The sequence below is a fragment of the Streptococcus canis genome (assembly GCF_900636575.1).
In the GTDB taxonomy this organism is placed as follows: domain Bacteria; phylum Bacillota; class Bacilli; order Lactobacillales; family Streptococcaceae; genus Streptococcus; species Streptococcus canis.
Window position 1 is genome coordinate 627,601 of the sequence record NZ_LR134293.1, and the last position, 22,147, is coordinate 649,747.

Below are 22,147 nucleotides of genomic sequence, written 5' to 3' on the forward strand. Positions count from 1 at the left end.
TGCAAGACATGACCTTTATCGTCATGTCATCATATTTGTTTCAATCTGTCCTTTGATGGCCATCAATTTGGACTATTAAAATTTATATCAAGAGTTTTTCTTGATATATTCAGTATAAGGCGTAATGTTCTTTTATTTTTTACTTCTTTTTTTACTTCAATAGACTAATTTGTAAAACGAGGCGCAAAAAAAGACTAGGCGATTCACCTAGTCTTTAAAGAGCAAATTTTCGTATCTCCTCTTCACTTAATAATTTAATAAAGGCCTGTTGTACGTTATCTAAAGCGTGAGCCATTGACAGCAACTCCTTATTTAATTGTTCTTGGAAATAGTATGTTACTTGGGTGTTATTAGTCAATAACCCCACAATATGGCGATTGACGCTTGTATTGTCTAAATTAATATCATATAGGTCAACTAAATCAATAGGGTCGATTTCGCTTAGTCCTTGAGCTGCAGCTTCTTCAATTCTTTTCTTATCCTCTAGTGAAAATCTTGTTGGCTCTAATTGAATAGTGTGCCTTTCTTGAATTGGTCTTGTTGCATAAGGGTTGGAAACCCAACTGATAATTTCATCAAAAGTTCTTTCCTCAGTCCTTTCTATATCATTGGATTGATAAATATTAATGCCTAGATTTGCCAACTCTTCTTTAGAATATTTTTGATATAACTCTGCGATATCCTTACCTTGACTGAGTAATTTCATATAGTCCTCATATATCTGTGTGAATTTCACTCCATCTATTTGTTGATCACCAGTCATACTAAACGAATAGGTTGTTCTTCCTTTTTGAGAAATAACTAATGGGACGGATGTAAGGTAAGATTTTGGAATATTCTCTTTATACATTCTTTCTAATATATCATTTACCATAAATCCGATATTAAACAAGGGATTTTCTTTGAGTTTTTTTATTAGATTAGGGATAATTTCTGTCGAAACATTATCATACCACCATTTATTGATGAGAGGATCAATGTTTTCTTGCCTAAATGTTGAGGGTATGTCATTTCCGCCTAATTCAAATAGGATACCACAGACATTAACTTCAAATGATTTAATTAAATTATCCCCTAACATCAACCAAAGAATATCAAACATTTCTTCAAAATCAATGACAGTCAATTCATTGATGGTACGGGTTCTAAAACTTCTAGCGGGGTTATAACTTTTTCCACCAACCCATACGTCAATGTCATCTTTCTTGTGAAAAGTATCCATTTCAGTTTCAGTAGAAATCATAAATCTTTTTCTTTGAATATTGAAATTTGCAAATGTCTTGGCAATACTTAGACAACTTGATTGGATTGAAATTAAATCATCACTCATGAAAGAATATAGTTTTTCATCTACAGCCTCTAAATCTCTATATAAAATAGAACTGAAAAAATAATGAAACAGATTCTCAATAAACTCATCTAACTCTCCAAAAACGATATACGTATAGCTCGAAGCGGTTAGAGCATTTAAATAAACTAACATCGAACTCGTAATTGGTCGCTTACCACTTTCAACTTGACTAACTTGACCTGCATTGCCTAGTTCGCTTTGTGTAATATTGTATTTTTTTCTTAAATTTTTGATACGAGTAGGTATTTCTTGTGAATAATTTTCTTCAAAAAATTTCATATATAATCCCCCTATAATCATGGAAAAGTAGAAAGTAGTAGAAATAGTTGTTATCCTAGTTGATTAAAAAAATCTCTGATTTCCTCATCTTTTATAAAATAATATATAATTTTCCCCTCTCTTCTAGTGTCCAAGATGTTTTGATTGGCTAGTTTACGAAGATGGTGGGAGGCAGATGCCATACTGAGATTTAATAAACAGGCTATATCGCAGACACAGAGTTCTTCGACGGCAAGGAGATAAAAGATGATATTTATCTGTTTATTATCGGTAAATTTTGATAAAATGCGAAGTGATTTTTGGACTTTTTCCTTTTCAAGGTAGTTCGTTGCGGTTGTAACATTTTGTTGATTTATAACATCCACTTGACAGATACTATCTTTTTTCATAATTTTTTCTCCTAGCCTAACACAGCCCATAGCATGTCAAAGCTGTTGTTTTCAATCAGGATATACATCCCCAATCCTAAATAGACAACGGCAATAAACCATCTGCTATATTTTTCCAAAGTTTCTCCAACAGAAGGGACTTGTGCTAATTTTTGTGCAGAAAAAACCAAGAGATAAATCATGACTAGAAAAGTAAGTAAAGTCACTATCAAATTCGCTAAATTTAAGGTGGTAAAATATGGGACAAAGACACCAATATTGTCAGCGCCACAACTTGCAAAAGTAATCATAGCGACTAGAAAAATCAGGTTTTTATTGTCTTTTCGCAAACCATCTTTTGCAATAGCTTCTCCATCAGAATCTCCTAAAAGCAAAACTTTTAGGCCTAGGAAAATTGGAATCAAACCGAGTAAACCTAAAATCTCTTTACTAGGAATATAATTTAAGACAAATGCAAAAAGCAAACTTAGGAATATTAGACTAACAGAGCCTAGAAATTGTCCTAAATAGATGTTAATGATGTCTTTTCTGCTTTTTCTTTTGGCAAAAAATAACATTAGGATAATAAGTAAGTCTACGGCTGTCCCAGAATACAGGATTATTGAAGTAACAACATTTTGAATCATAAAATACCTCATTCAAATATATTTTTGAATGTATTCTAACATTAAACTTTGTAGATGTCAACTTAAAATCCACCAAAATATAGATAAGAAGTTAGTGTACAAATATTAAAAAGCCCTGCCATCGAAATGATAGCAGGGCTTAACTTCAATATCCAGATGATATATTTATCTAAAAAAGGTAGAGTAAAAGGTAGAGTTTTTATTGATTTGTAGTGCGATATAATGAGTTTCAAAAAATCAAAAATCGCTTAAAATCAATATTTTGACGTCTATTGACGTGTACTGAAACCCTTACTTAACCTCAGTAAAGATTACGTGTTTACGCAATTTTGGTGAGTATTTTTTTAATTGAAGACGGTCTGGAGTGTTACGTTTGTTTTTTGAAGTAAGGTACAAGCGTTCACCAGATTCTTTGTGTTCAAGTGTAATATTTACGCGCATGGTATCTCCCTTCTATTATTTAGATTCGTTAGCTTTAGCGATCTTACGTCCTTTGTAGTATCCTTTAAGGGATACACGGTGAGAACGTGAGTAATCTCCAGTAGTCTCGTCGAATTGTACAGATGGAGCTGTCAATTTGTAATGCGTACGACGTTTGTTCTTTTTAGCTTTTGACGTGTGACGTGCAGGAACTGCCATTTTTTCTATCCTCCGATGTAAACTTTTGAGGGTCTTGTAGTAACGAAGTCAAGGATTAAAAGAATCTTTTCCTTGCTCTTACGTTTTTGCCCCAACTTATTTGTTTTATTGTGTTATGGCTTTCGCCAACTTTAATATAGTAACACATCTTTTTTGTAAAGTAAAGTTACTTGACAAAAATTTTAGAAAAAGCTCTGCTATTCTACAAAAAGAGGCGGAAAAATGTTAGAATAGAAGCAATTATAGAGTAATAGAAAGGGAGAGGGTTGTAGGCTTGTGCCTGTTATCAACACGAGCCAATAAAACTTTAACAAGGATTAATTGGCTAGGTGATTCGTTAATGATTGCGCTTATCTGTTGAAGTAAACTCTCTTAGTATGTTGACCATGGCATTTCAAAAACCAAAAGGAACTCAGGATATTCTTCCTGTTGATGCTGCGAAATGGCAGTATGTGGAATCTGTTGCGCGCGATACGTTTCGCCAATACAACTATGGGGAAATTCGTACCCCTATGTTTGAACACTACGAGGTAATCTCGCGGTCTGTGGGTGATACGACTGATATTGTGACTAAGGAAATGTATGATTTCTATGATAAAGGCGATCGTCATATCACCTTGCGTCCTGAGGGTACAGCTCCTGTGGTTCGTTCTTATGTTGAAAACAAACTGTTTGCCCCAGAAGTTCAAAAACCAGTCAAACTTTACTATATTGGTTCAATGTTCCGCTATGAACGTCCTCAGGCTGGTCGTTTGCGTGAATTTCACCAAGTTGGGGTAGAATGTTTCGGGGCTGCCAATCCAGCAACAGATGTTGAAACCATTGCAATGGCCTATCATCTCTTTGAAACATTAGGTATTAAGGATGTCACCCTTCACTTAAACAGTTTGGGAAGCCCTGCGAGTCGTGCTGCCTATCGTCAGGCCTTGATTGACTACTTAACACCAATGCGTGACCAATTGTCTAAAGATAGTCAACGTCGTTTGGATGAAAATCCACTGCGCGTACTTGATTCCAAAGAAAAAGAGGACAAACTAGCCGTTGAAAAGGCCCCTTCTATTTTAGATTATTTAGATGAGGAAAGTCAGGCCCATTTTGAGGCTGTCAAAGATATGCTTGAAGCCCTTAACATTCCATATGTGATTGACACCAACATGGTGCGCGGCCTTGATTACTATAACCACACCATTTTTGAATTTATCACGTCTGTGGAAGGCTCTGACTTAACCATTTGTGCGGGCGGACGTTATGATAGTTTGGTAGGTTACTTTGGTGGGCCAGAAACTCCTGGCTTTGGCTTTGGTCTAGGCTTAGAACGTCTCTTGATGATTATTGAAAAGCAGGGCATTACCTTACCAATTGAGACAGAGATGGATGTTTACCTTGCTGTGCTGGGTGACGGTGCTAATAGCAAAGCTTTAGAATTGGTTCAAGCAATTCGCCGTCAAGGGTTTACAGCTGAACGGGATTACCTTGGCCGTAAGATTAAAGCTCAGTTTAAAGCAGCCGACACCTTTAAAGCAAAACTGATTATCACTTTAGGAGAAAGTGAAGTTGAAGCAGAAAAAGCGGTGATTAAGAATAACCGTAGCCGCCAAGAATTGAAAGCAAGCTTTGAAGACATTATGACCAACTTTGAAAGCTTATCAGATCAATTGTTATCCTAGGAAATGTGCGTGACAAGCTAGTGTTTAGGTTTTACTAAAGCTAAGCTGTAATGAGTAAGTAGGTGTGATTTTCCTTCATTAATAAGGGAATCACACCTTTTTGGTTGTCTTGTTTTGATTGGTCTATTTTTTGATTATGTGATAAGTGTGCGTAACACTAGCAAAATGAGTCAGATGATAATCCTTAACAGCTTAGCCTTCTTTACTATCGGAAAAACTCTTTTTAAATGGGTGGGGTTTTTAATGGCTTTTTGCTATAATAGTAGGGAATGAATTAATTGATTTTATATAGTGAAAGGAATTGGAAACAAGCAAGCTTTAAAAGGTTCTGTTTGTTCTAGGGATCTTATTTATGAAACGTAGCATGTATGCAGGGCGTGTTCGCGAGGAACACATTGGAACGGCAATCACATTGAAAGGATGGGTCGGTCGTCGTCGTGACTTGGGTGGTCTTATCTTTATTGATCTGCGTGACCGTGAGGGTGTGATGCAATTGGTGATTAATCCTGAGGAAGTTTCCAGTGATGTGATGGCAACTGCTGAGCGCCTACGTAGTGAATATGTCATTGAAGTGGAAGGTCTTGTTGAAGCTCGTCAGCAGGCTAATGATAAATTGGCAACAGGTGCAGTGGAACTGAAAGTGTCAGCCTTAACCATTTTAAACACAGCAAAAACAACACCCTTTGAAATTAAAGACGATGTTGAGGTAAGTGATGACACACGTTTACGTTACCGTTACTTAGACTTACGTCGTCCGGAAATGTTAGAGAATTTCAAGCTACGTGCAAAAGTGACTCATTCTATCCGTAATTACCTTGATGATCTTGAGTTTATTGATGTGGAGACACCTATGTTGACAAAATCAACTCCAGAAGGTGCGCGTGACTATTTAGTACCAAGTCGAGTGAGTCAGGGACATTTTTATGCTTTACCACAAAGCCCTCAAATTACCAAGCAGTTATTGATGAATGCTGGCTTTGATCGCTATTATCAAATTGTTAAGTGTTTCCGTGATGAAGATTTACGGGGAGACCGTCAACCCGAGTTTACACAAGTTGACTTGGAAACGTCATTCCTTTCTGAACAAGAGATTCAAGACATTGTTGAAGGCATGATTGCCAAAGTGATGAAAGAGACAAAAGGGATAGATGTTACCCTACCTTTTCCACGTATGAGCTACGATGTGGCCATGAATAACTATGGCTCTGATAAACCAGATACACGTTTTGAAATGCTTTTACAAGACTTGACAGTGACTGTCAAGGGAATTGACTTCAAGGTTTTCTCAGAAGCACCAGTTGTCAAGGCTATTGTGGTTAAGGGGAATGCAGACCACTATTCGCGTAAAGATATTGACAAGTTGACTGAATTTGCCAAACAATTTGGTGCCAAGGGACTTGCTTGGGTTAAAATGACAGATGGGCAATTAGCAGGTCCAGTTGCTAAATTCTTAACAACTGTTGAAGAAGACTTGTCAAGTCAGTTAGGTCTTGCTGAGAATGATTTGGTTTTATTTGTGGCAGACACACTTGAGGTGGCTAATAACACCTTGGGTGCTCTTCGCAACCGTATTGCCAAAGATCTTGATCTGATTGATCACTCCCAATTTAATTTCCTTTGGGTGGTTGATTGGCCAATGTTTGAGTGGTCGGAAGAAGAAGGACGTTACATGTCAGCTCATCACCCGTTCACTCTTCCAACTCAAGAATCAGCTCATGAATTAGAGGGGGATTTGGCTAAGGTACGTGCTATTGCTTACGATATTGTCTTAAATGGTTATGAGCTTGGTGGTGGTAGCTTGCGGATCAATCAAAAAGAGATGCAAGAGCGTATGTTCAAGGCGCTTGGCTTTACCGCCGATGAAGCTAACGACCAATTTGGTTTCTTGCTAGAAGCGATGGATTATGGCTTCCCTCCACATGGTGGTCTTGCCATCGGTCTTGACCGCTTTGTCATGTTACTTGCTGGAAAAGACAATATTCGTGAAGTGATTGCCTTTCCAAAAAATAACAAAGCCTCTGATCCTATGACGCAAGCACCTAGTCTTGTTTCTGAAAAACAGTTAGAAGAACTCAGTCTTCACATAGAAAGTCATGATTAAGAAAACAACTTATAAGAAAAAAGTTAAATATGTCATTAGTCGAGGAGCCAAGAAGATTGGTCTGCTCCATGCTCTTAGGAGCATTTCAAGAGAAAAATATGCAGAGAAGGTTTCCGCTTCTCTGCTTTATGGCATTTTGTCTAGTATTGCTGTCAACTTTTTCTTCCAGCCTGGGCATGTCTATTCTAGTGGGGCTACTGGATTGGCACAAGTTTTTTCAGCTCTTAGCCATCGTCTTTTAGGTTATGATTTTCCAATCGCCCTTGCTTTTTATTTGATTAATATTCCTTTGCTTGTCTTAGCTTGGTATAAAATTGGGCACCAGTTTACCATTTTTACCTTTATCACGGTTAGCATGAGTTCTTTCTTTATTCAAATCATGCCCCAAGTGACCTTGACCTCTGATCCACTCATCAATGCTATTTTTGGTGGTTTGGTCATGGGAATGGGGATTGGTACAGGTCTCAAATCACGTATCTCTAGTGGGGGGACAGATATTATTAGTTTGACCCTTAGAAAGCGAACAGGTAAAGATGTAGGAAGTCTATCATTGATGGTTAATGGTGCCATTTTAGCCTTTGCGGGGATTTTATTTGGCTGGCAGCATGCCCTTTATTCTATGGTCTCTATCTTTGTATCAAGCCGTGTCACTGATGCTATTTTTACTAAACAAAAGAAGATGCAAGCGACCATTATTACCAGTCACCCAGAGCGTGTGATTCACATGATTCATAAACGGTTGCATCGTGGCGTGACCAGTATCAACGACGCAGAAGGGACTTACAAGCATGAGCAAAAAGCAGTTTTAATCACTATTTTGACGCGTGAGGAATACCCAGAATTTAAATGGCTGATGTTAAAAACAGACCCGCAAGCCTTTGTATCGGTGGCAGAGAATATCAGAATTATCGGTCGCTTTGCTGAAGATGATTAAGAAAATACAGGAGGTGCCATGTCAGTTGACCAACGTTTACAGCTAAAGAAATTTTGTTTTATTATTTTGGGCGCAGCGATCTATGCCTTTGCTTTTGTTTATTTTTACATGGCTAATCAAATTGCAGCCAACGGTCTGGCTGGTCTGACCTTAGTTGGCAAAGCGCTTTTTGAAATTGACCCTTCTTTGACCGGTTATTTGATTAATTTGCCCTTGGTCTTGTTAGGAGCTAAATTTTTCGGGAAAAGAGCCATGGTTTATACGGTAACAGGTATTTTCTCACTTTACTTTTTTGTGTGGTTATTTCAACGCATTCCTTTAGTGGTTGATTTAGACCATGACAATTTAGTCGTTTCTTTGATGGCTGGAATTATTGGAGGACTTGGTGGGGGTCTTGTTTTTCGCAATGGTGGTACCATAGGTGGGGCTGATATTATTGCCAAGTTATTGGAAGACAAGTTAGGGTTACAGCTGAATCAAGCTCTTTTAGGTATTGATATTTTTGTCATGATTGTCTCCTTGACCTATATCTCCTTATCCCAAATGATGTATGCGTTGATTGCCAGTTTTATGTATGGTCAAATCGTTCGTTTAGTACAACAAGGTGGTTATGCAGCGCGGGGAACCTTTATTATTTCTGATCAGGCTGAGGCTGTGGCGCATTTTATCATGGAGGAATTAGGTAGAGGAGTCACTTATTTACATGGGGAGGGAGCCTACTCTGGACGTGATAAGAAAGTTATCTATGTTGCCCTAGGACGGACAGATATTCGGGAATTAAAAGCTTTTTTACCCCAAGTTGACCCCAATGCTTTTGTTTCTTATTTTGATGTTGATGAAGTAAATAGCCCAGAATTTATAGCTACTAAAAGCAAATACCATAAAAAGAAAAAATAATTGAGTGTTAGTTACCTTAGGGTGACTCATTTTTGAAGAATAGCGAGGATAATGAATGACACATCACGATAAATTGACTAAACTACTGAAATTATTTTTAATTGCCCTAGGTGTTGCCATTTATACCTTTGGTTTTGTTAATTTTAATATGGCTAATGCCTTGGCTGAAGGTGGTGTGGCAGGGATAACCTTGATTTTACATGCGCATTTTGGGATCAACCCCGCTTACTCTTCGCTTCTCTTTAATCTTCCGCTTTTCATTTTAGGGGCAAAGATTTTTGGGAAGCGGTCCTTAGCCTTAACCATCTATGGAACAGTTCTGATGTCAGTTTTTATCTGGATGTGGCAAAAAGTCCCTATGGAACTTGGTTTAGAAAATGACATGATGTTAGTAGCTGTGGTGGCAGGGCTTTTTTCAGGGATTGGGAGTGGCATTGTTTTTCGCTATGGTGCAACCACAGGTGGAACGGATATTATTGGTCGTATTGCAGAAGAAAAATTTGGAGCTAAGCTAGGTCAAACTTTGCTTTTGGTGGATGCCCTTGTGTTAACGGCATCTTTGACTTATGTGGATTTAAAACACATGCTTTATACCTTGGTAGCGAGCTTTGTTTTCAGCCAAATGATTAGTGTAGTTCAAAATGGTGGTTATACTATCCGTGGAATGATTATTATTACCAAGCATTCAGAGGCTGCCGCTCAAGCTATCCTAACAGAAATCAATCGTGGAGTGACTTACTTGAGAGGTCAAGGAGCTTACTCTGGTAATGATTATAATATCATGTATGTGACCCTAAACCCAACTGAAGTTCGGGAAGTCAAACGTATTTTAGCAGGTTTGGACCCCGATGCCTTTATCTCCATTATAGACGTGGACGAAGTTATTAGTTCTGATTTTAAGATTCGTCGGAAAAATTTTGACAAGCCTATTGAAAAGGCTTTACAGAAAAAGCCTAAGTTGTTAAAATAAAGACAACAAATGAAATAAGAGGTTGAAAAGAGCCATGATTAACAACTAACTCATTGTCACACACTAATCCTTGAGCAAGATAGCAAGGGGGTGGTGTCTGCTTTGAGGTTTGAAAATCAGGGCTTTTTGCGTGCACTTTTTCAAACCTTTCTTGTCATAGAAAGGATTATCAGTATGGAGATATTAAAACTTAATCATTATCAATTAGAAATAGAAGGTCAACAATTACTAGACATAGATCAGTTACGGCTTCAGCAAGGTGAAAAAGTTTTTCTAATCGGAGAAAATGGTTCTGGCAAAACCAGCTTTTTTCGAACACTTGTGGGAGAGAGTCAAGCTTATCGGGGACAAGTCATTTGTCAAACTGATCTAGCCTACCTCCCCCAACTGAAGTTAGATCAGCAACAATCTGGTGGCGAAAGGGTCATGGCTTATTTAAAAGACGTTTTTCAAAAGAAAGCTCCCTTACTAGTGCTAGATGAACCTAGTTCACATTTGGATAAAGTCAATCAGCAGTGGTTGATTCATCAGCTTAAACGTTATCGAGGAACCCTCTTAGTGGCTAGCCATGACCGTTATTTGATGAACCAAGTAGCTCAGAAAATATGGTCTATCGAAAAACAGAAGATAAAAGTTTACCAAGGAAATTACGATGACTATAAGCAGGCTAAGGAGCTAGAAAATCAAAAACAAGTTGCTGCCATGGCTAATCATCAGCGTCAGGTGGCCAAGTTAGAAAAGCAGATTCAGGAGAAAAAAGAGCGTGCTAATCAGATGATGAGACCCAAAAAAACGGTGTCTCGCTCAGATTGGAAAGTGAATGCCTTTGCCGGCAGTTATGATTCTCAAGCTAAATATATTGCTAAGTCAGCAAAGGCTATGGAAAAACGTTTGGCTAAGCTTGAACCTGTCAAGCAAGTTGCTAAAAGACCTTGGGCCAAACTCAAACATAGTCCACAGGAAAAGAAAATTCCTCATACGCTTATTCATTTAAAAGAAGGCAGTCTATACCGAGATAGTCGTCTCTTGTTTGCTTACCCAGCCCTTACTCTAAGAGCAAATAGTAAGGTAGCTATAATAGGTAGAAATAAGGCGGGAAAGTCAACCTTTTTGCAAGCCTTAGCTAATCATTCCTTATCAGGTTTTTACGCTGACCAATTGAAGATAACTTATTATAAACAGGATCAAACTCAATTGGAAACGAACCAAACTGCTTTTGAATTTGTACGAGGTCAGTCACATCACGATCGAGCCCTTATTCTTAATTACCTCGCCATGATGGGACTTCCTTATCAAAAAGCACATCGTAAAATAGAGAGCCTTTCTGGTGGTGAAAGGGTTCGATTGGCTTTGGTTGCTGCCATGCTTAGTAATCACCACTTATTAATCTTAGATGAACCAACTAATTATTTGGATCTCGCTGCTATGGAGGCTTTGGAAGTGGGTTTAAAACAGTACCCATATCCTTTTATTCTGGTTTCGCATGATGAGCACTTTGTTGCATCTGTCACTCATCAATGTTATGAGATTAGAGAGGGACGACTAGATTTTGTTTCCGAGGATTTAACTTTTAATCGTTTTTAACTAACAAAAATCCCCTCCATGTTATTGTGGAGGGGTGTGCTGTTTAATAGCTTACATTTTATTTGGGGCTTCAACACCGAGCAAGCGAAGTGCCTCTTTAAGAATAGTAGCAGTAGCATAGCAAAGGGCTAAGCGACTATCACGTTCTGAGTTATCGTCAAGAATGCGCACGTGGGCATAGTATTTATTAAAGCTTTGTGCTAGATGAATAGCAAATTTGGCCATAATAGAAGGCTCAAAGTTGTCTGATGTTCGTTTGATAATCCGTGGGAAGTCTTGGATAAGTTTGATAATTTCCCAGCTTTCAGCGTCATTTAAACTGTAAGTGGTAGTTGCAGATGGAATGAAGTTGGCCTTACGCAAGATGGATTGGATACGAGCGTGAGCGTATTGAACGTAAGGTCCAGTTTCACCTTCAAAAGAGACCATTGCTTCGAGGTCGAAGTCATAACCATTCATACGATCTGTTTTGAGATCATAGAACTTGATAGCACCGACACCAACAGCATGGGAAACAGCTTCTTTATTGGCAAGGTCAGGATTTTTGGCTTCGATTTGAGAAGCAGCACGATTAATAGCTTCGGCAACGGTAGGCTCAAGAAGGATAACATTCCCTTTACGTGTTGATAATTTAGCGCCGCCTTTTGTCACAAGCCCAAAAGCAACGTGTGTCATGTCATCAGACCAATCGTAGCCCATTTCTTTTAAAACGGCTTTTAATTGTTTGAAGTGGGCAGCTTGTTCATTACCAACAACATAAACTGATTTAGCAAAGTCATAAGTACGTTTACGATAGAGTGCAGCCGCTAGGTCACGGGTAATGTAAAGAGTAGCACCATCTGATTTTTTAATCAAAGCAGGGTGCTCAATGCCGTATTTTTCAAGGTTAACGACTTGAGCGCCTTTGGACTCTACAAGCAGGTTTTTAGCTTCTAATAAGTCAAGAACTTCCTCCATTTTATCATTGTAGAAGGCCTCACCGTTATAGCTATCAAAGGTTACATTTAACTGATCATAGAGACGGTTAAACTCAAGTAAACTTTCGTCACGGAACCACTGCCACAATTCAGTAGCTTCTTGGTCGCCATCTTCCAATTTACGGAACCATTCGCGAGCCTCTTCATCAACGGTTGGATCTGTTTCAGCTTCTGCATTGATGCGAACGTAAAGTTTTAAAAGTTCATCAATGGGATGTGCTTGGACAGCTGCTTCATCTCCCCATTTTTTGTAGGCAACAATGAGCATACCAAATTGTTTCCCCCAGTCACCAAGGTGATTGATTTTTACAGGTTTATAACCCATTTTGGAAAAAATATTCGCAAGGCTATCTCCGATAACTGTCGAGCGGAGGTGACCAATCGAAAATGGCTTAGCAATGTTAGGGCTAGACATATCAATGGCAACGTTGCGACCACGCCCCTCGTCTTGTTGGCCATAATCAGAACCAGATGTAATGACTTGTTCAAGGACTTGTGAGGAAATCTTTGCTTTATCAAGGAAAAAGTTGACATAAGGTCCGACAGCTACTACTTTTTCAAATTGGCTAGCATCAATCTGTTCAGCGAGTTCACCTGCAATCATTTGAGGTGCTTTACGAAGCATTTTTGCTAAGCTAAAAGCTGGAAAGGCAAGGTCTCCCATGTTGGCATTTTTTGGGGTTTCAAGCAAGTTAACAATAGCATCTTGTTCTAACTCAGGAATAACTTTAGCTATTTCACTTGCGATTAGAGTTTTAGTATCCATACGGCATCTCCTAAAAATTGTTTGTCACCTTATTCTAACATATTTCTTTAAAATAAACGAGGAGAGGATTGATAAATTATACTGAAATGTTTAGGGGAACAGTTACCTGAGGTCATTATTTTTCTGAAAATATTATCAAAAGAGAAATGAGTTTTCTTTTCAACTGTTTTCAAGTGACATTCTAGCTAGATTTGCTAAAAAAATAGCAGGGCGAAGATGAAATAATACACTTTTTTTGTTATAATTTGAGAGGATAATTATACAACTGGGGTGATATATCATGAATAAAATGGAGCGTCAACAGCAGATTAAGCAAATCATTCAAGCAGAACATATTGGCACACAAGAAGAAATCAAAAATGCCCTTCAAAAAAAAGGGATTGTGGTCACCCAAGCGACCCTGTCGCGGGATTTAAGAGAGATTGGTCTTTTAAAGCTAAGGGATAAGCAAGGTAAGCTCTATTATAGTTTGTCTGAGCCTGTCGTGACACCATTTAGTCCTGATGTGCGTTTTTACGTGCTAAAAGTTGATCGTGCAGGATTCATGCTTGTCCTTCACACGAATCTCGGAGAGGCTGATGTCTTGGCTAATCTGATTGATAATGATGCTATTGAAGCTATTTTAGGCACTATTGCTGGAGCAGATACTTTGCTGGTGATTTGTCGAGATGAAGAGATTGCTAAGCGCTTTGAGAAAGATTTGTCTGCAGGCCTATGATAAGCTATCATGATTCTTTGAGGAAGCTGATTCTTGCCATTCATGACCATCCTAGTATTATCGCTTATAAAGAAGCGCAGCAACAATTCTCTCAGTTTGGTCAGTTTGAGAAGCAGGCCTATCAGATGAAACGTTATCAGCAAGATGCAGAGCTATTCCAAAAGATAGCTAAAGAGCAAGCTGCCGCTGTGTCTTCAAGTAAGGCCAAAGAACTTGAAGATAACCTCAATCATCAGCCAGTGATTGAAGATTACCGTGAGAAAATGCAGGACGCGAGTGATTTGATTCAATATATCACCAAACGTATAGAAGATCAGTTAAACAAGGAGTTAACGCATGGCAAAAGCTAACATTTCTCCTGGAATGCAACAGTATCTGGACATCAAAAAAGATTATCCAGATGCTTTTTTGCTTTTTAGGATGGGTGACTTTTATGAGTTATTTTACGATGATGCTGTCAAGGCAGCGCAACTTTTAGAGATTGGTTTGACCAGTCGCAATAAGAATGCGGAAAATCCAATTCCTATGGCAGGAGTGCCCCATCACTCTGCCCAGCAATACATTGATGTGTTAATTGAATTGGGCTACAAGGTGGCTATTGCAGAACAAATGGAAGATCCCAAACAAGCTGTTGGGGTTGTTAAACGTGAAGTTGTTCAGGTAATTACACCAGGGACGGTTGTCGATTCAACCAAGCCAGATAGTGCCAACAACTTTTTGGTAGCTGTTGACTTTGATGGTTACCGTTATGGATTGGCTTACATGGATGTGTCGACGGGTGAATTTTGCGTGACAGATTTGGCAGATTTCACAAGTGTTCGTAGTGAAATTCAGAATCTCAAAGCAAAGGAAGTATTGTTAGGATTTGATTTGTCAGAGGTAGAGCAAGCTATTCTGGTGAAGCAGATGAATCTGCTACTTTCCTATGAGGATACGATTTATGAAGATAGTACTCTGATTGACAATCAGTTGACAGCAGTGGAGCTGTCAGCGGCAGGGAAACTCTTGCAATACGTTCATAAAACTCAAATGCGAGAACTTAGCCATTTGCAAGCATTGGTTCATTATGAAATCAAAGATTACTTACAAATGTCTTATGCTACCAAGTCAAGTTTGGATTTGGTTGAAAATGCCAGAACAAATAAGAAACATGGCAGTCTCTACTGGCTTTTAGATGAGACCAAGACAGCTATGGGAATGCGTCTTTTACGGTCATGGATTGACAGACCTTTGGTTTCTAAAGAAGCTATCTTAGAACGCCAAGAGATTATTCAAGTTTTCTTAGACGCTTTTATTGAGCGCACAGATTTAAGCAACAGTCTAAAAGGTGTTTACGATATTGAACGTTTGTCTAGTCGCGTTTCATTTGGCAAAGCAAATCCTAAGGATTTGCTTCAATTGGGACACACATTGGCTCAAGTGCCAGCCATTAAAGCTATTTTAGAAGCTTTCAATAGTGCTCATATTGATAAGCTTGTCAAGCAGCTTGACACACTGCCTGAGTTGGAATACCTGATACGAACAGCTATTGATCCTGACGCACCAGCGACTATTAGTGAAGGAAGTATTATCCGAACTGGTTTTGATGAACGCTTGGATCATTACCGTAAAGTGATGCGAGAAGGAACAGGCTGGATTGCAGATATTGAGGCTAAGGAACGTCAAGCAAGTGGCATTAATAACCTAAAAATTGATTACAATAAAAAAGATGGTTATTATTTCCACGTTACGAATTCAAATCTTGGCTTAGTGCCTGATCACTTTTTCAGAAAGGCCACCTTAAAAAATTCAGAACGTTATGGAACGGCAGAATTAGCTAAAATTGAAGGTCAGATGCTAGAGGCTAGGGAAGAATCAGCTAGTTTAGAATACGATATTTTTATGCGTATTCGAACTCAAGTGGAAACCTATATTAATCGCTTGCAGAAGCTTGCCAAAACCTTGGCAACGGTTGATGTCTTGCAAAGTTTAGCAGTTGTTGCTGAGACGAACCATTACAGTCGGCCTAGTTTCAATGATGACCATGTGATTAAGATTCAAGATGGGCGTCATGCTGTTGTTGAAAAAGTTATGGGAGTGCAAGAATACATTCCAAATAGTATTTCCTTTGATCAAAAAACAAGTATCCAATTGATTACGGGACCAAATATGAGTGGTAAGTCTACTTATATGCGGCAGCTTGCCTTAACGGTTATCATGGCACAGATGGGCTCGTTTGTGGCTGCTGACCATGTCGATTTACCTTTATTTGATGCTATTTTCACACGTATTGGAGCTGCTGATGACTTGATTTCTGGACAATCAACCTTTATGGTGGAGATGATGGAAGCAAACCAAGCGATCAAACGTGCCAGTGCCAATTCGCTCATTTTATTTGATGAATTAGGACGAGGAACGGCAACCTATGATGGTATGGCTCTAGCTCAGGCCATTATCGAATATATCCACGATAGGGTTGGTGCTAAAACCATGTTTGCAACGCACTATCATGAGTTGACAGAGTTGTCAAGCAAATTGACACAGTTGGTCAACGTTCATGTAGCAACGCTTGAAAAAGATGGAGATGTAACCTTCCTTCACAAGATTGCGGAAGGGCCGGCAGACAAATCATACGGTATTCATGTGGCTAAAATAGCAGGACTTCCTGAAGCTCTATTAAGTAGAGCCGATGACGTTCTTACCCGCTTAGAAGCACAGTCACAGTCTGCTGAAATAATATCAGTCCCTTCAAAAGCTGAGCAAGCAAGTCCTGTTAAAGACGAGCAATTATCACTTTTTGCTGCTGATGATAAAGCTCAGAAAGTTATTCAAGCCTTAGAAGCCATTGATGTTCTGAATGTCACTCCTTTAGAGGCCATGACTGCCCTTTATGAATTGAAAAAGTTATTATAGTTTTTCAGTTGAAAATGACAAAGATGCTTTCGATATTGAAGGTATCTTTTTGTTTTGTCAAAAACGGTCCGAGGATTTCGGTCATTTATTAAGTCTGTTATAACAGTCCATAAGAATGCGAGGACATTGTGACAAACCTTGTTGGACTTAGTTTGGCAGTTTTTACAAGGTGTTGACAGTCCTTAAGTATTGATATGACTGTTTTTTTGAAAAAATATAGGTTTTAATTTTCCTTAGACTTCCCTCAAAAGTCCATAAAAAGGTGAACAAAAAAAGACCTTTACAGGTCCTTTACACAATGAGTTCAGCAGGCAAGAACTAGCACCATATTAGGTGCTTTTTTATTAGGTTTGGAGAGATTGAGTTAAAGGGGACTATTTCCACCAGTTAAACCAATTAACAGGGTTAATATATTTTGTGAAGGTAGACCAAGCTCTACTGAAACGTGTTTTCCAGTCTGTAGACGAAGTTCCTGTCTCCTGATTAGAATTTGGAATCTCTGCTTGTTTAGAGTTGTTTCTTTCATTCTGATTATCAGCAGTAGATTGTTGCTCCGTTCCCTTTTGATTTCGAGAATCAGCGCTACCCTTACTTAATAGACCCCTTGATTCTGAAACGGTAGTTTCAATTAGTGCATCCTGAGCTTCCGGTTCTCTTTCTTCTTCAATTTGTTTTTGAATTTCAGCTTTTTTCTTTTTTTCTTCAATAGTCTGTGAGTCTCTAAAAAAAGTACTACCAGCTAAAAAACCATCGTCTGATTTGAACCTTACTGCTAATGTACTAGGGAAAGTGGGGGGGGCTACAGTAATTTTTACTAGTAGTGGCGATGTACCTTGATTATCATTATACACAGCACTTAATTGCTGCGTATCTTTTTCTTCATTTTTATATGTTATTATTTTAGGGCTTGTATTTTTAGCTTTAGGAATACGATACTCGCCATTTGTTTTATTGTTGGAATCAATTTCGTTAGCTTTCAAATATTCTTCTTGTTTTTTATCGTTTATGGATAGTGGGTTGTAATTTATATTATCTTTTTCTAGCCAGAAAGCCCAACCTGTCGGTAATGCGATTGTTATTTTGTTTTCTTGACTATCCATACTGACAAGCACTTCATTTCCATTATCATCGATAACTTTTTGTTGACGTGGATCTCGCTCCCATTTTAGAGTCTCTTCTGTCTCTACTTGACTCACTTGGCTTGTTTCCGATTCTGATGAACTATTCATTTCTTCCGCCTTCACATTCGTGGCTACACCTACAGTGAGCAATGCAGTAGCTAAAACTAATTTTTTTTTCACTATATTCTCCTTTAAGTAATTCATAATATTTTTAGTTTCCTACACAACATAAAACAAGAATCACTTTATACATGACCTTGTTTATGCTGTTTTATGACATTTAGTGATTAATCAATCTGATTCTTACGATTTTTTTTACTGAGAAGTCCTGCCGCTCCAATAACAGTTAACGCTGCTATGCTAAAGAATGCTTCTGACTTATCTTTATCTCCAGTTTGAGGTAAGTTATTATCTACTCTAGCAATAGGAGTTTGAGAGATAGCTTTATTAATTGCAGGGCTAGGTTCTTCATTATCAAAGTGGAATTGAAGTTTAGGACGTGTGTCTTCTTCAATAACAGTAGCTTCATTAAAGCCAGACATACCAGATTGAGTTTCTTCTACCATATCAACAATATTGGCTTGTCCACCCATAATAACTTCAGGTTGTTTCGTATCCTCAATAATAGTATCATCATTAGAGTGACCAGACTGATTAGAAAGCGTATCTTCTGTTATTTCAATCGGCTCACTTTGCCCACCGATTGAAATTGTATCAGATTCTGGTTTGGTATCTTCGGTAAGTGTGGTTTGAGTGTTATCGTCATATTGTCCATGTTCAATCGGTAACTGATGTATGGTTTCTTCCTCAAAGTTCAAGTTAGGACCGTGATCAGTAATAGGAGGTAATTCTGGTAGCTGAGGTGCTAGGGGCTCAATCACTTCTCCCTCAATCTCTGGTACAGGAACCATTTCTTTGGTGTATGTTAACTTGACATCATCAAGTTTCTGACCATTTGCTGATTTACTATTAATTTTGTAAGAAATAGTATTTGAAATGATTTTTTCTGTTACCAATTCAAATTTAGGCTGTTCTGCTGGTACTGTAAGTTTCTTGTTTTTATTTTTCTTCTCAAGAGCGGTTTTAAACTGGTCATTTTTAACCTTAAGTCGGTATGTTAACGTTAAGGTTTGCCCTTTTTCAAACGCATCTTTCAATTGCTTTTTAGAGATTTTCCATTCGAGGCTTTCTTTAGTAGTACCGAATAACCAAGAAGAAGAAGTATGCTTAACTGATTGCTTATCTCCGTTGCTATCTTTATAAGGTGAAGAGTTTTTCCACTGGTCTACAACGGTGACTTTGTCTTCAAATTTTTCGGTGATGGTCACTTCCTCCAGGACATCTTTAAATTTATCTTTGTCATCAATATTTTTTAGGAAATCTTTTCCATCTGACATATCTTTTAAATATTTGTCAAATTTTTCATTGCGTTCCTTAACTTGTTTTTTTGCCCTTTCTTCTTTTTCCGTTAAATATTTGGAATATGTTGGATAATTGGAGTTAAAATCAGCTGCTTTTGGAAATTTGGTAGGATCAGTAACATCAAATGAATAGAAAACAATACCTTCATCTCTTGCCATTTTGGCTTCAGCTTGTGCTGAAAGATTGTGGTTATAAAATTGATATTGACGACGATAAAATAAGTTATCTAATGCTTTATCAATCATCCAATCTTGTATTGTTTTCCTTGCAGTGTTCAATCCCAAATAGTCCAACCATTTATTTGCATTTTTCGGTTGTAACTTCTCAAGATTTTCCTTTATTTTAGCAGCTATAATAGTCTTCATTCCGACAGAATCAACCGTTCTGTCAGAATAACTTCGGAAATTATATCCCTCACCAACTTTATTAGAATAGTCAAAGTCAGTTTGCTTTAAGTTACTAGTATCTAAATCTGCCATGGTAATATAATCTAAAGGGTTCTTGATTCCAATTAGACTGCTACCCAAATTTAATAAAGTATTACCATTTGAAGCGAAACCTTTTAGTGCATCATTAAATTGAGTTATACCTATCTTATCTAAAAGGTTTATAAGCTGTTGCGCATCTTCCACAACATTATGTTTTTGGGTTGTTGTATCAAGATAAAAGGGCCAAGGTAGGAGCGGATTGCTATTAGCCACAGGCTCCGTTACTTCCTTCTTAGATACTTTTGTCTTATCTAAAACGTCATAGCTAAAAGTGGCTTCTCCTTGTGAGAAGAGAACAATATGTTGACGTTTACCAGATTTCTTTTCATTGTTGAAAATTTCTCTAGCTTTATGAATCGCTCCTTGTAAATCTACTCCCCAATCCCAATCATTTTTTGCGTCTTGTAAGATTTTATCTAGTTCTGTATCCACATTCTCAGTAGTTAATGAAATCGGATCATTTACTTTACGGTAAAAACTAATCAAGCGAACAGAGTTACGACTATTATAGTTTGGAGTATTATCGGTGCTCCTAGAAGTCAATGTAGTCACTAATTTTTTGATATTTTCTTTGGCAGTATTGAAGTCTTCATCAGTCATCTTTTTAGAAGTATCTAGAAGCACAATAACTTCTGCGCCTTTATCAATTTCTTTCGGTGTGACAGTTAGAGTGACTTCTAATTCGTTTTTGCTTTCATCAACTTTAACTTCCCTAGAAATGTCTACAATTTCACGTTGTTCCCCATCGCGGTTCTTAATAAGCTTTTTAGAGTCATCCTTCTCATCTTTGATGTCGATTTCAGTTTTTAAATTGTTAACGATAATAGTTTCCACTTCCATAAGCTGTGGTTCTGCAGATGCCGAAGCTGTCGAACGCTTACTCCGTGATTTCGGCTGTGGAGCTGAACTTTCTTCATGGCTTTCAGTTGTTGTTTCGGAGGTTTGCTTTTCCTCAGCTCCTTCACTTTCAACCTTAGCAATGGTATCAATGGAAGTAATTTGGTCATCTGTTGTAGTTGGTACTTCTTCTGTACTAGATGACTCTACCGCTACAGGCAAAGCAGTAAATTCAGTAGTAGTTGGTTGAGGAGTCTCATTTGCCATAACAGTTGTGGTGGTGAACATTGTTCCAACGGAAACAAGACCGACAGATAATTTCCGTAGTTTATACTTACAATTAGATATTTTCATGTTTTTTCCTTAGTTTATTATTTTTTAAGCTTAATTATTTTACTATGAAAAACTAATCTTAAGCGAGGCTATTTATTTTAAAAAAATTCTTTTCCTGAACTTCTACATGGTATCTGTTGAAACAGAATATTATTCTATGTTCCAGAAAATGAAGAAAACAGGCTAAAATGCATTTATACGGGTATTCTTATTTTTTATTAAAAAATGAATCTTTACGAGATTTTTATTTTTAACGCTAAAAAAAATAAACCAAAACCAAAAATAAAAATAAATTTAAATTTGTGAGCTGTATTTAGGTGTGCATTTTTCTAGTTTAGACTGCATTTGTCAGTACACTCTCTCTGTAAAGTTCCACAAATTCAAGTAAAGCTCTTTTCTTGGTCTCATAGTACCAGCTTTCAGAGTGATTCAGTTTCTTCATAAGTTCCTGATTGGATACGTTCTTACTAACCAAGTAACACTCAATCAGTATTTTTCTGTATTCTACTTTAGACAGTCGGTTAATGGCGTGCTTGATAGCGCCCAGTTCCTCTAGGGCGCATTCTCGGCTTATTTCAAGGTGTTCTCTGCGCGTGGGATGATATTCTATATCAAACTGGTAACGCTCGTTATAGCTTAAATCAAGGCTATTAGCAATACGTTGCCATCTATGGAACTCTCTCAGCTTACGAACCGCATTTTTCTTGTTCATCTAATACCTCTAAAGCTTCTCTATGTAGTTTGAACACAGTGTTTCTTGAGTAACCTAGTTTATCGGGTATCTCATCCCATGATAAGCCATCCACATATCTAGCTTTGATAACAGCAATCTGTCTCTCATCTTGCAATATGGCAATCATAGCCAGTCTCTTGTCGCGTTCTTTAGCTAAATATAAGAGCTGTCTAGCCGTACCATCTTCGATATGTCTTATTGCTTCAGGGTTGTGGAAATTATTCATCAGCCTGATGTCTTTATCTCGTTGCTCCTCAAATAAGGTTATTAAAGCGAAAAGTGGTTTCAATTCTTTAAGTTGTTCTTTAGCGCCCATGGTTAGCTCCTTTTTGATATAATTTAGTTAAGCTTAAATTTAACCAAGGAGGCGTTCGCATGGACGTCTTTTTGTGGAGTCATAAATTTAAATAATGGTGTTTTTAT

General features: G+C 37.8%; 19 protein-coding genes and 1 pseudogene. 10 read left to right on the forward strand and 10 right to left on the reverse strand.

The features are described 5' to 3' along the window. Positions 1 to 214: 214 nt before the first annotated feature. Genes EL097_RS03325 through EL097_RS03335 form a run of 3 tightly spaced genes read right to left on the reverse strand, consistent with a single transcriptional unit; the run spans position 215 to position 2,645 of the window. Positions 215 to 1,630: a helix-turn-helix domain-containing protein gene (locus tag EL097_RS03325; protein ID WP_164993786.1), complete on the reverse strand. Its 1,416-nt coding sequence runs from the start codon at positions 1,628 to 1,630 to the stop codon at positions 215 to 217. Positions 1,631 to 1,680: 50 nt separating this feature from the next. Further along, the gene (gene cadX / locus EL097_RS03330) at positions 1,681 to 2,019 is read right to left on the reverse strand and encodes a Cd(II)/Zn(II)-sensing metalloregulatory transcriptional regulator CadX (protein ID WP_000711078.1); all 339 of its coding nucleotides are present in this window, start codon (positions 2,017 to 2,019) and stop codon (positions 1,681 to 1,683) included. Positions 2,020 to 2,030: 11 nt separating this feature from the next. Continuing rightward, complete coding sequence (locus EL097_RS03335) at positions 2,031 to 2,645, reverse strand: CadD family cadmium resistance transporter (protein ID WP_000615736.1); 615 nt, start codon at positions 2,643 to 2,645, stop codon at positions 2,031 to 2,033. A 28-nt stretch (positions 2,646 to 2,673) separates the two neighbouring features. Between EL097_RS03335 and EL097_RS10840 the strand changes: the two are divergent. Then, positions 2,674 to 2,858, forward strand: a pseudogene (locus EL097_RS10840) (FanG protein). Between the two features lie 78 nt (positions 2,859 to 2,936). On the opposite strand, the gene rpmG reads toward EL097_RS10840, so the two are convergent. Both rpmG and rpmF read right to left on the reverse strand, forming a co-directional pair. After that, on the reverse strand, positions 2,937 to 3,086 hold the full coding sequence (rpmG, locus tag EL097_RS03345) for a 50S ribosomal protein L33 (protein WP_002262412.1): 150 nt from the start codon (positions 3,084 to 3,086) through the stop codon (positions 2,937 to 2,939). Between the two features lie 15 nt (positions 3,087 to 3,101). After that, complete coding sequence (gene rpmF / locus EL097_RS03350; RefSeq protein ID WP_003045809.1) at positions 3,102 to 3,284, reverse strand: 50S ribosomal protein L32; 183 nt, start codon at positions 3,282 to 3,284, stop codon at positions 3,102 to 3,104. Between the two features lie 386 nt (positions 3,285 to 3,670). Here rpmF and hisS point away from each other — a divergent pair, with 386 nt between their 5' ends. The 6 genes from hisS (at position 3,671) to abc-f (ending at position 11,437) form a co-directional block, all read left to right on the forward strand. Next, positions 3,671 to 4,951 (forward strand): histidine--tRNA ligase, encoded by a 1,281-nt coding sequence (hisS, locus tag EL097_RS03355; protein ID WP_003045807.1) that lies wholly within the window; start codon positions 3,671 to 3,673, stop codon positions 4,949 to 4,951. Positions 4,952 to 5,303: 352 nt separating this feature from the next. After that, positions 5,304 to 7,052, forward strand: a complete 1,749-nt coding sequence (gene aspS, locus EL097_RS03360) for an aspartate--tRNA ligase (RefSeq protein WP_003045805.1) — start codon at positions 5,304 to 5,306, stop codon at positions 7,050 to 7,052. Next, positions 7,045 to 7,986, forward strand: a complete 942-nt coding sequence (locus EL097_RS03365) for a YitT family protein (RefSeq protein ID WP_003045804.1) — start codon at positions 7,045 to 7,047, stop codon at positions 7,984 to 7,986. The genes aspS and EL097_RS03365 overlap by 8 nt, the downstream gene beginning before the upstream one ends. Positions 7,987 to 8,004: 18 nt before the next feature. Continuing rightward, positions 8,005 to 8,883, forward strand: a complete 879-nt coding sequence (locus EL097_RS03370) for a YitT family protein (RefSeq protein ID WP_003045802.1) — start codon at positions 8,005 to 8,007, stop codon at positions 8,881 to 8,883. Between the two features lie 55 nt (positions 8,884 to 8,938). Further along, a complete protein-coding gene (locus EL097_RS03375; protein ID WP_003045800.1) occupies positions 8,939 to 9,853 on the forward strand; it encodes a YitT family protein in 915 nt (304 codons plus the stop codon). Between the two features lie 174 nt (positions 9,854 to 10,027). After that, positions 10,028 to 11,437: a ribosomal protection-like ABC-F family protein gene (abc-f, locus tag EL097_RS03380; protein ID WP_039994912.1), complete on the forward strand. Its 1,410-nt coding sequence runs from the start codon at positions 10,028 to 10,030 to the stop codon at positions 11,435 to 11,437. A gap of 51 nt (positions 11,438 to 11,488) precedes the next feature. Here the strand turns inward: abc-f and argS are convergent, their stop codons facing one another. Further along, positions 11,489 to 13,180, reverse strand: a complete 1,692-nt coding sequence (gene argS, locus EL097_RS03385) for an arginine--tRNA ligase (protein ID WP_003045796.1) — start codon at positions 13,178 to 13,180, stop codon at positions 11,489 to 11,491. 280 nt (positions 13,181 to 13,460) lie between these two features. On the opposite strand from argS, the gene argR reads away from it, so the two are divergent. The 3 genes from argR to mutS are packed head-to-tail and all read left to right on the forward strand — an operon-like array spanning position 13,461 to position 16,790. After that, a complete protein-coding gene (argR, locus tag EL097_RS03390; protein ID WP_003045794.1) occupies positions 13,461 to 13,898 on the forward strand; it encodes an arginine repressor in 438 nt (145 codons plus the stop codon). Next, entirely contained in the window at positions 13,895 to 14,248 is a 354-nt protein-coding gene (locus tag EL097_RS03395; RefSeq protein WP_003045793.1) for a YlbF family regulator, read from the forward strand. The genes argR and EL097_RS03395 overlap by 4 nt, the downstream gene beginning before the upstream one ends. Beyond that, the gene (mutS, locus tag EL097_RS03400; RefSeq protein ID WP_003045791.1) at positions 14,235 to 16,790 is read left to right on the forward strand and encodes a DNA mismatch repair protein MutS; all 2,556 of its coding nucleotides are present in this window, start codon (positions 14,235 to 14,237) and stop codon (positions 16,788 to 16,790) included. The genes EL097_RS03395 and mutS overlap by 14 nt, the downstream gene beginning before the upstream one ends. Before the next feature lie 374 nt (positions 16,791 to 17,164). Here mutS and EL097_RS03405 read toward each other — a convergent pair whose 3' ends face one another. The 4 genes from EL097_RS03405 to EL097_RS03420 all read right to left on the reverse strand — a co-directional run bounded on the left by EL097_RS03405 (position 17,165) and on the right by EL097_RS03420 (position 22,040). Continuing rightward, positions 17,165 to 18,091: a hypothetical protein gene (locus EL097_RS03405; protein WP_051026417.1), complete on the reverse strand. Its 927-nt coding sequence runs from the start codon at positions 18,089 to 18,091 to the stop codon at positions 17,165 to 17,167. A gap of 107 nt (positions 18,092 to 18,198) precedes the next feature. Next, on the reverse strand, positions 18,199 to 21,012 hold the full coding sequence (locus tag EL097_RS03410; RefSeq protein WP_003045786.1) for a serum opacification factor: 2,814 nt from the start codon (positions 21,010 to 21,012) through the stop codon (positions 18,199 to 18,201). Positions 21,013 to 21,325: 313 nt separating this feature from the next. Beyond that, on the reverse strand, positions 21,326 to 21,703 hold the full coding sequence (locus EL097_RS03415; RefSeq protein WP_003045784.1) for an ArpU family phage packaging/lysis transcriptional regulator: 378 nt from the start codon (positions 21,701 to 21,703) through the stop codon (positions 21,326 to 21,328). Continuing rightward, a complete protein-coding gene (locus tag EL097_RS03420; protein WP_003045783.1) occupies positions 21,678 to 22,040 on the reverse strand; it encodes a sigma factor-like helix-turn-helix DNA-binding protein in 363 nt (120 codons plus the stop codon). Before EL097_RS03420 ends, EL097_RS03415 begins: the two co-directional genes overlap by 26 nt. Positions 22,041 to 22,147 lie beyond the last annotated feature (107 nt).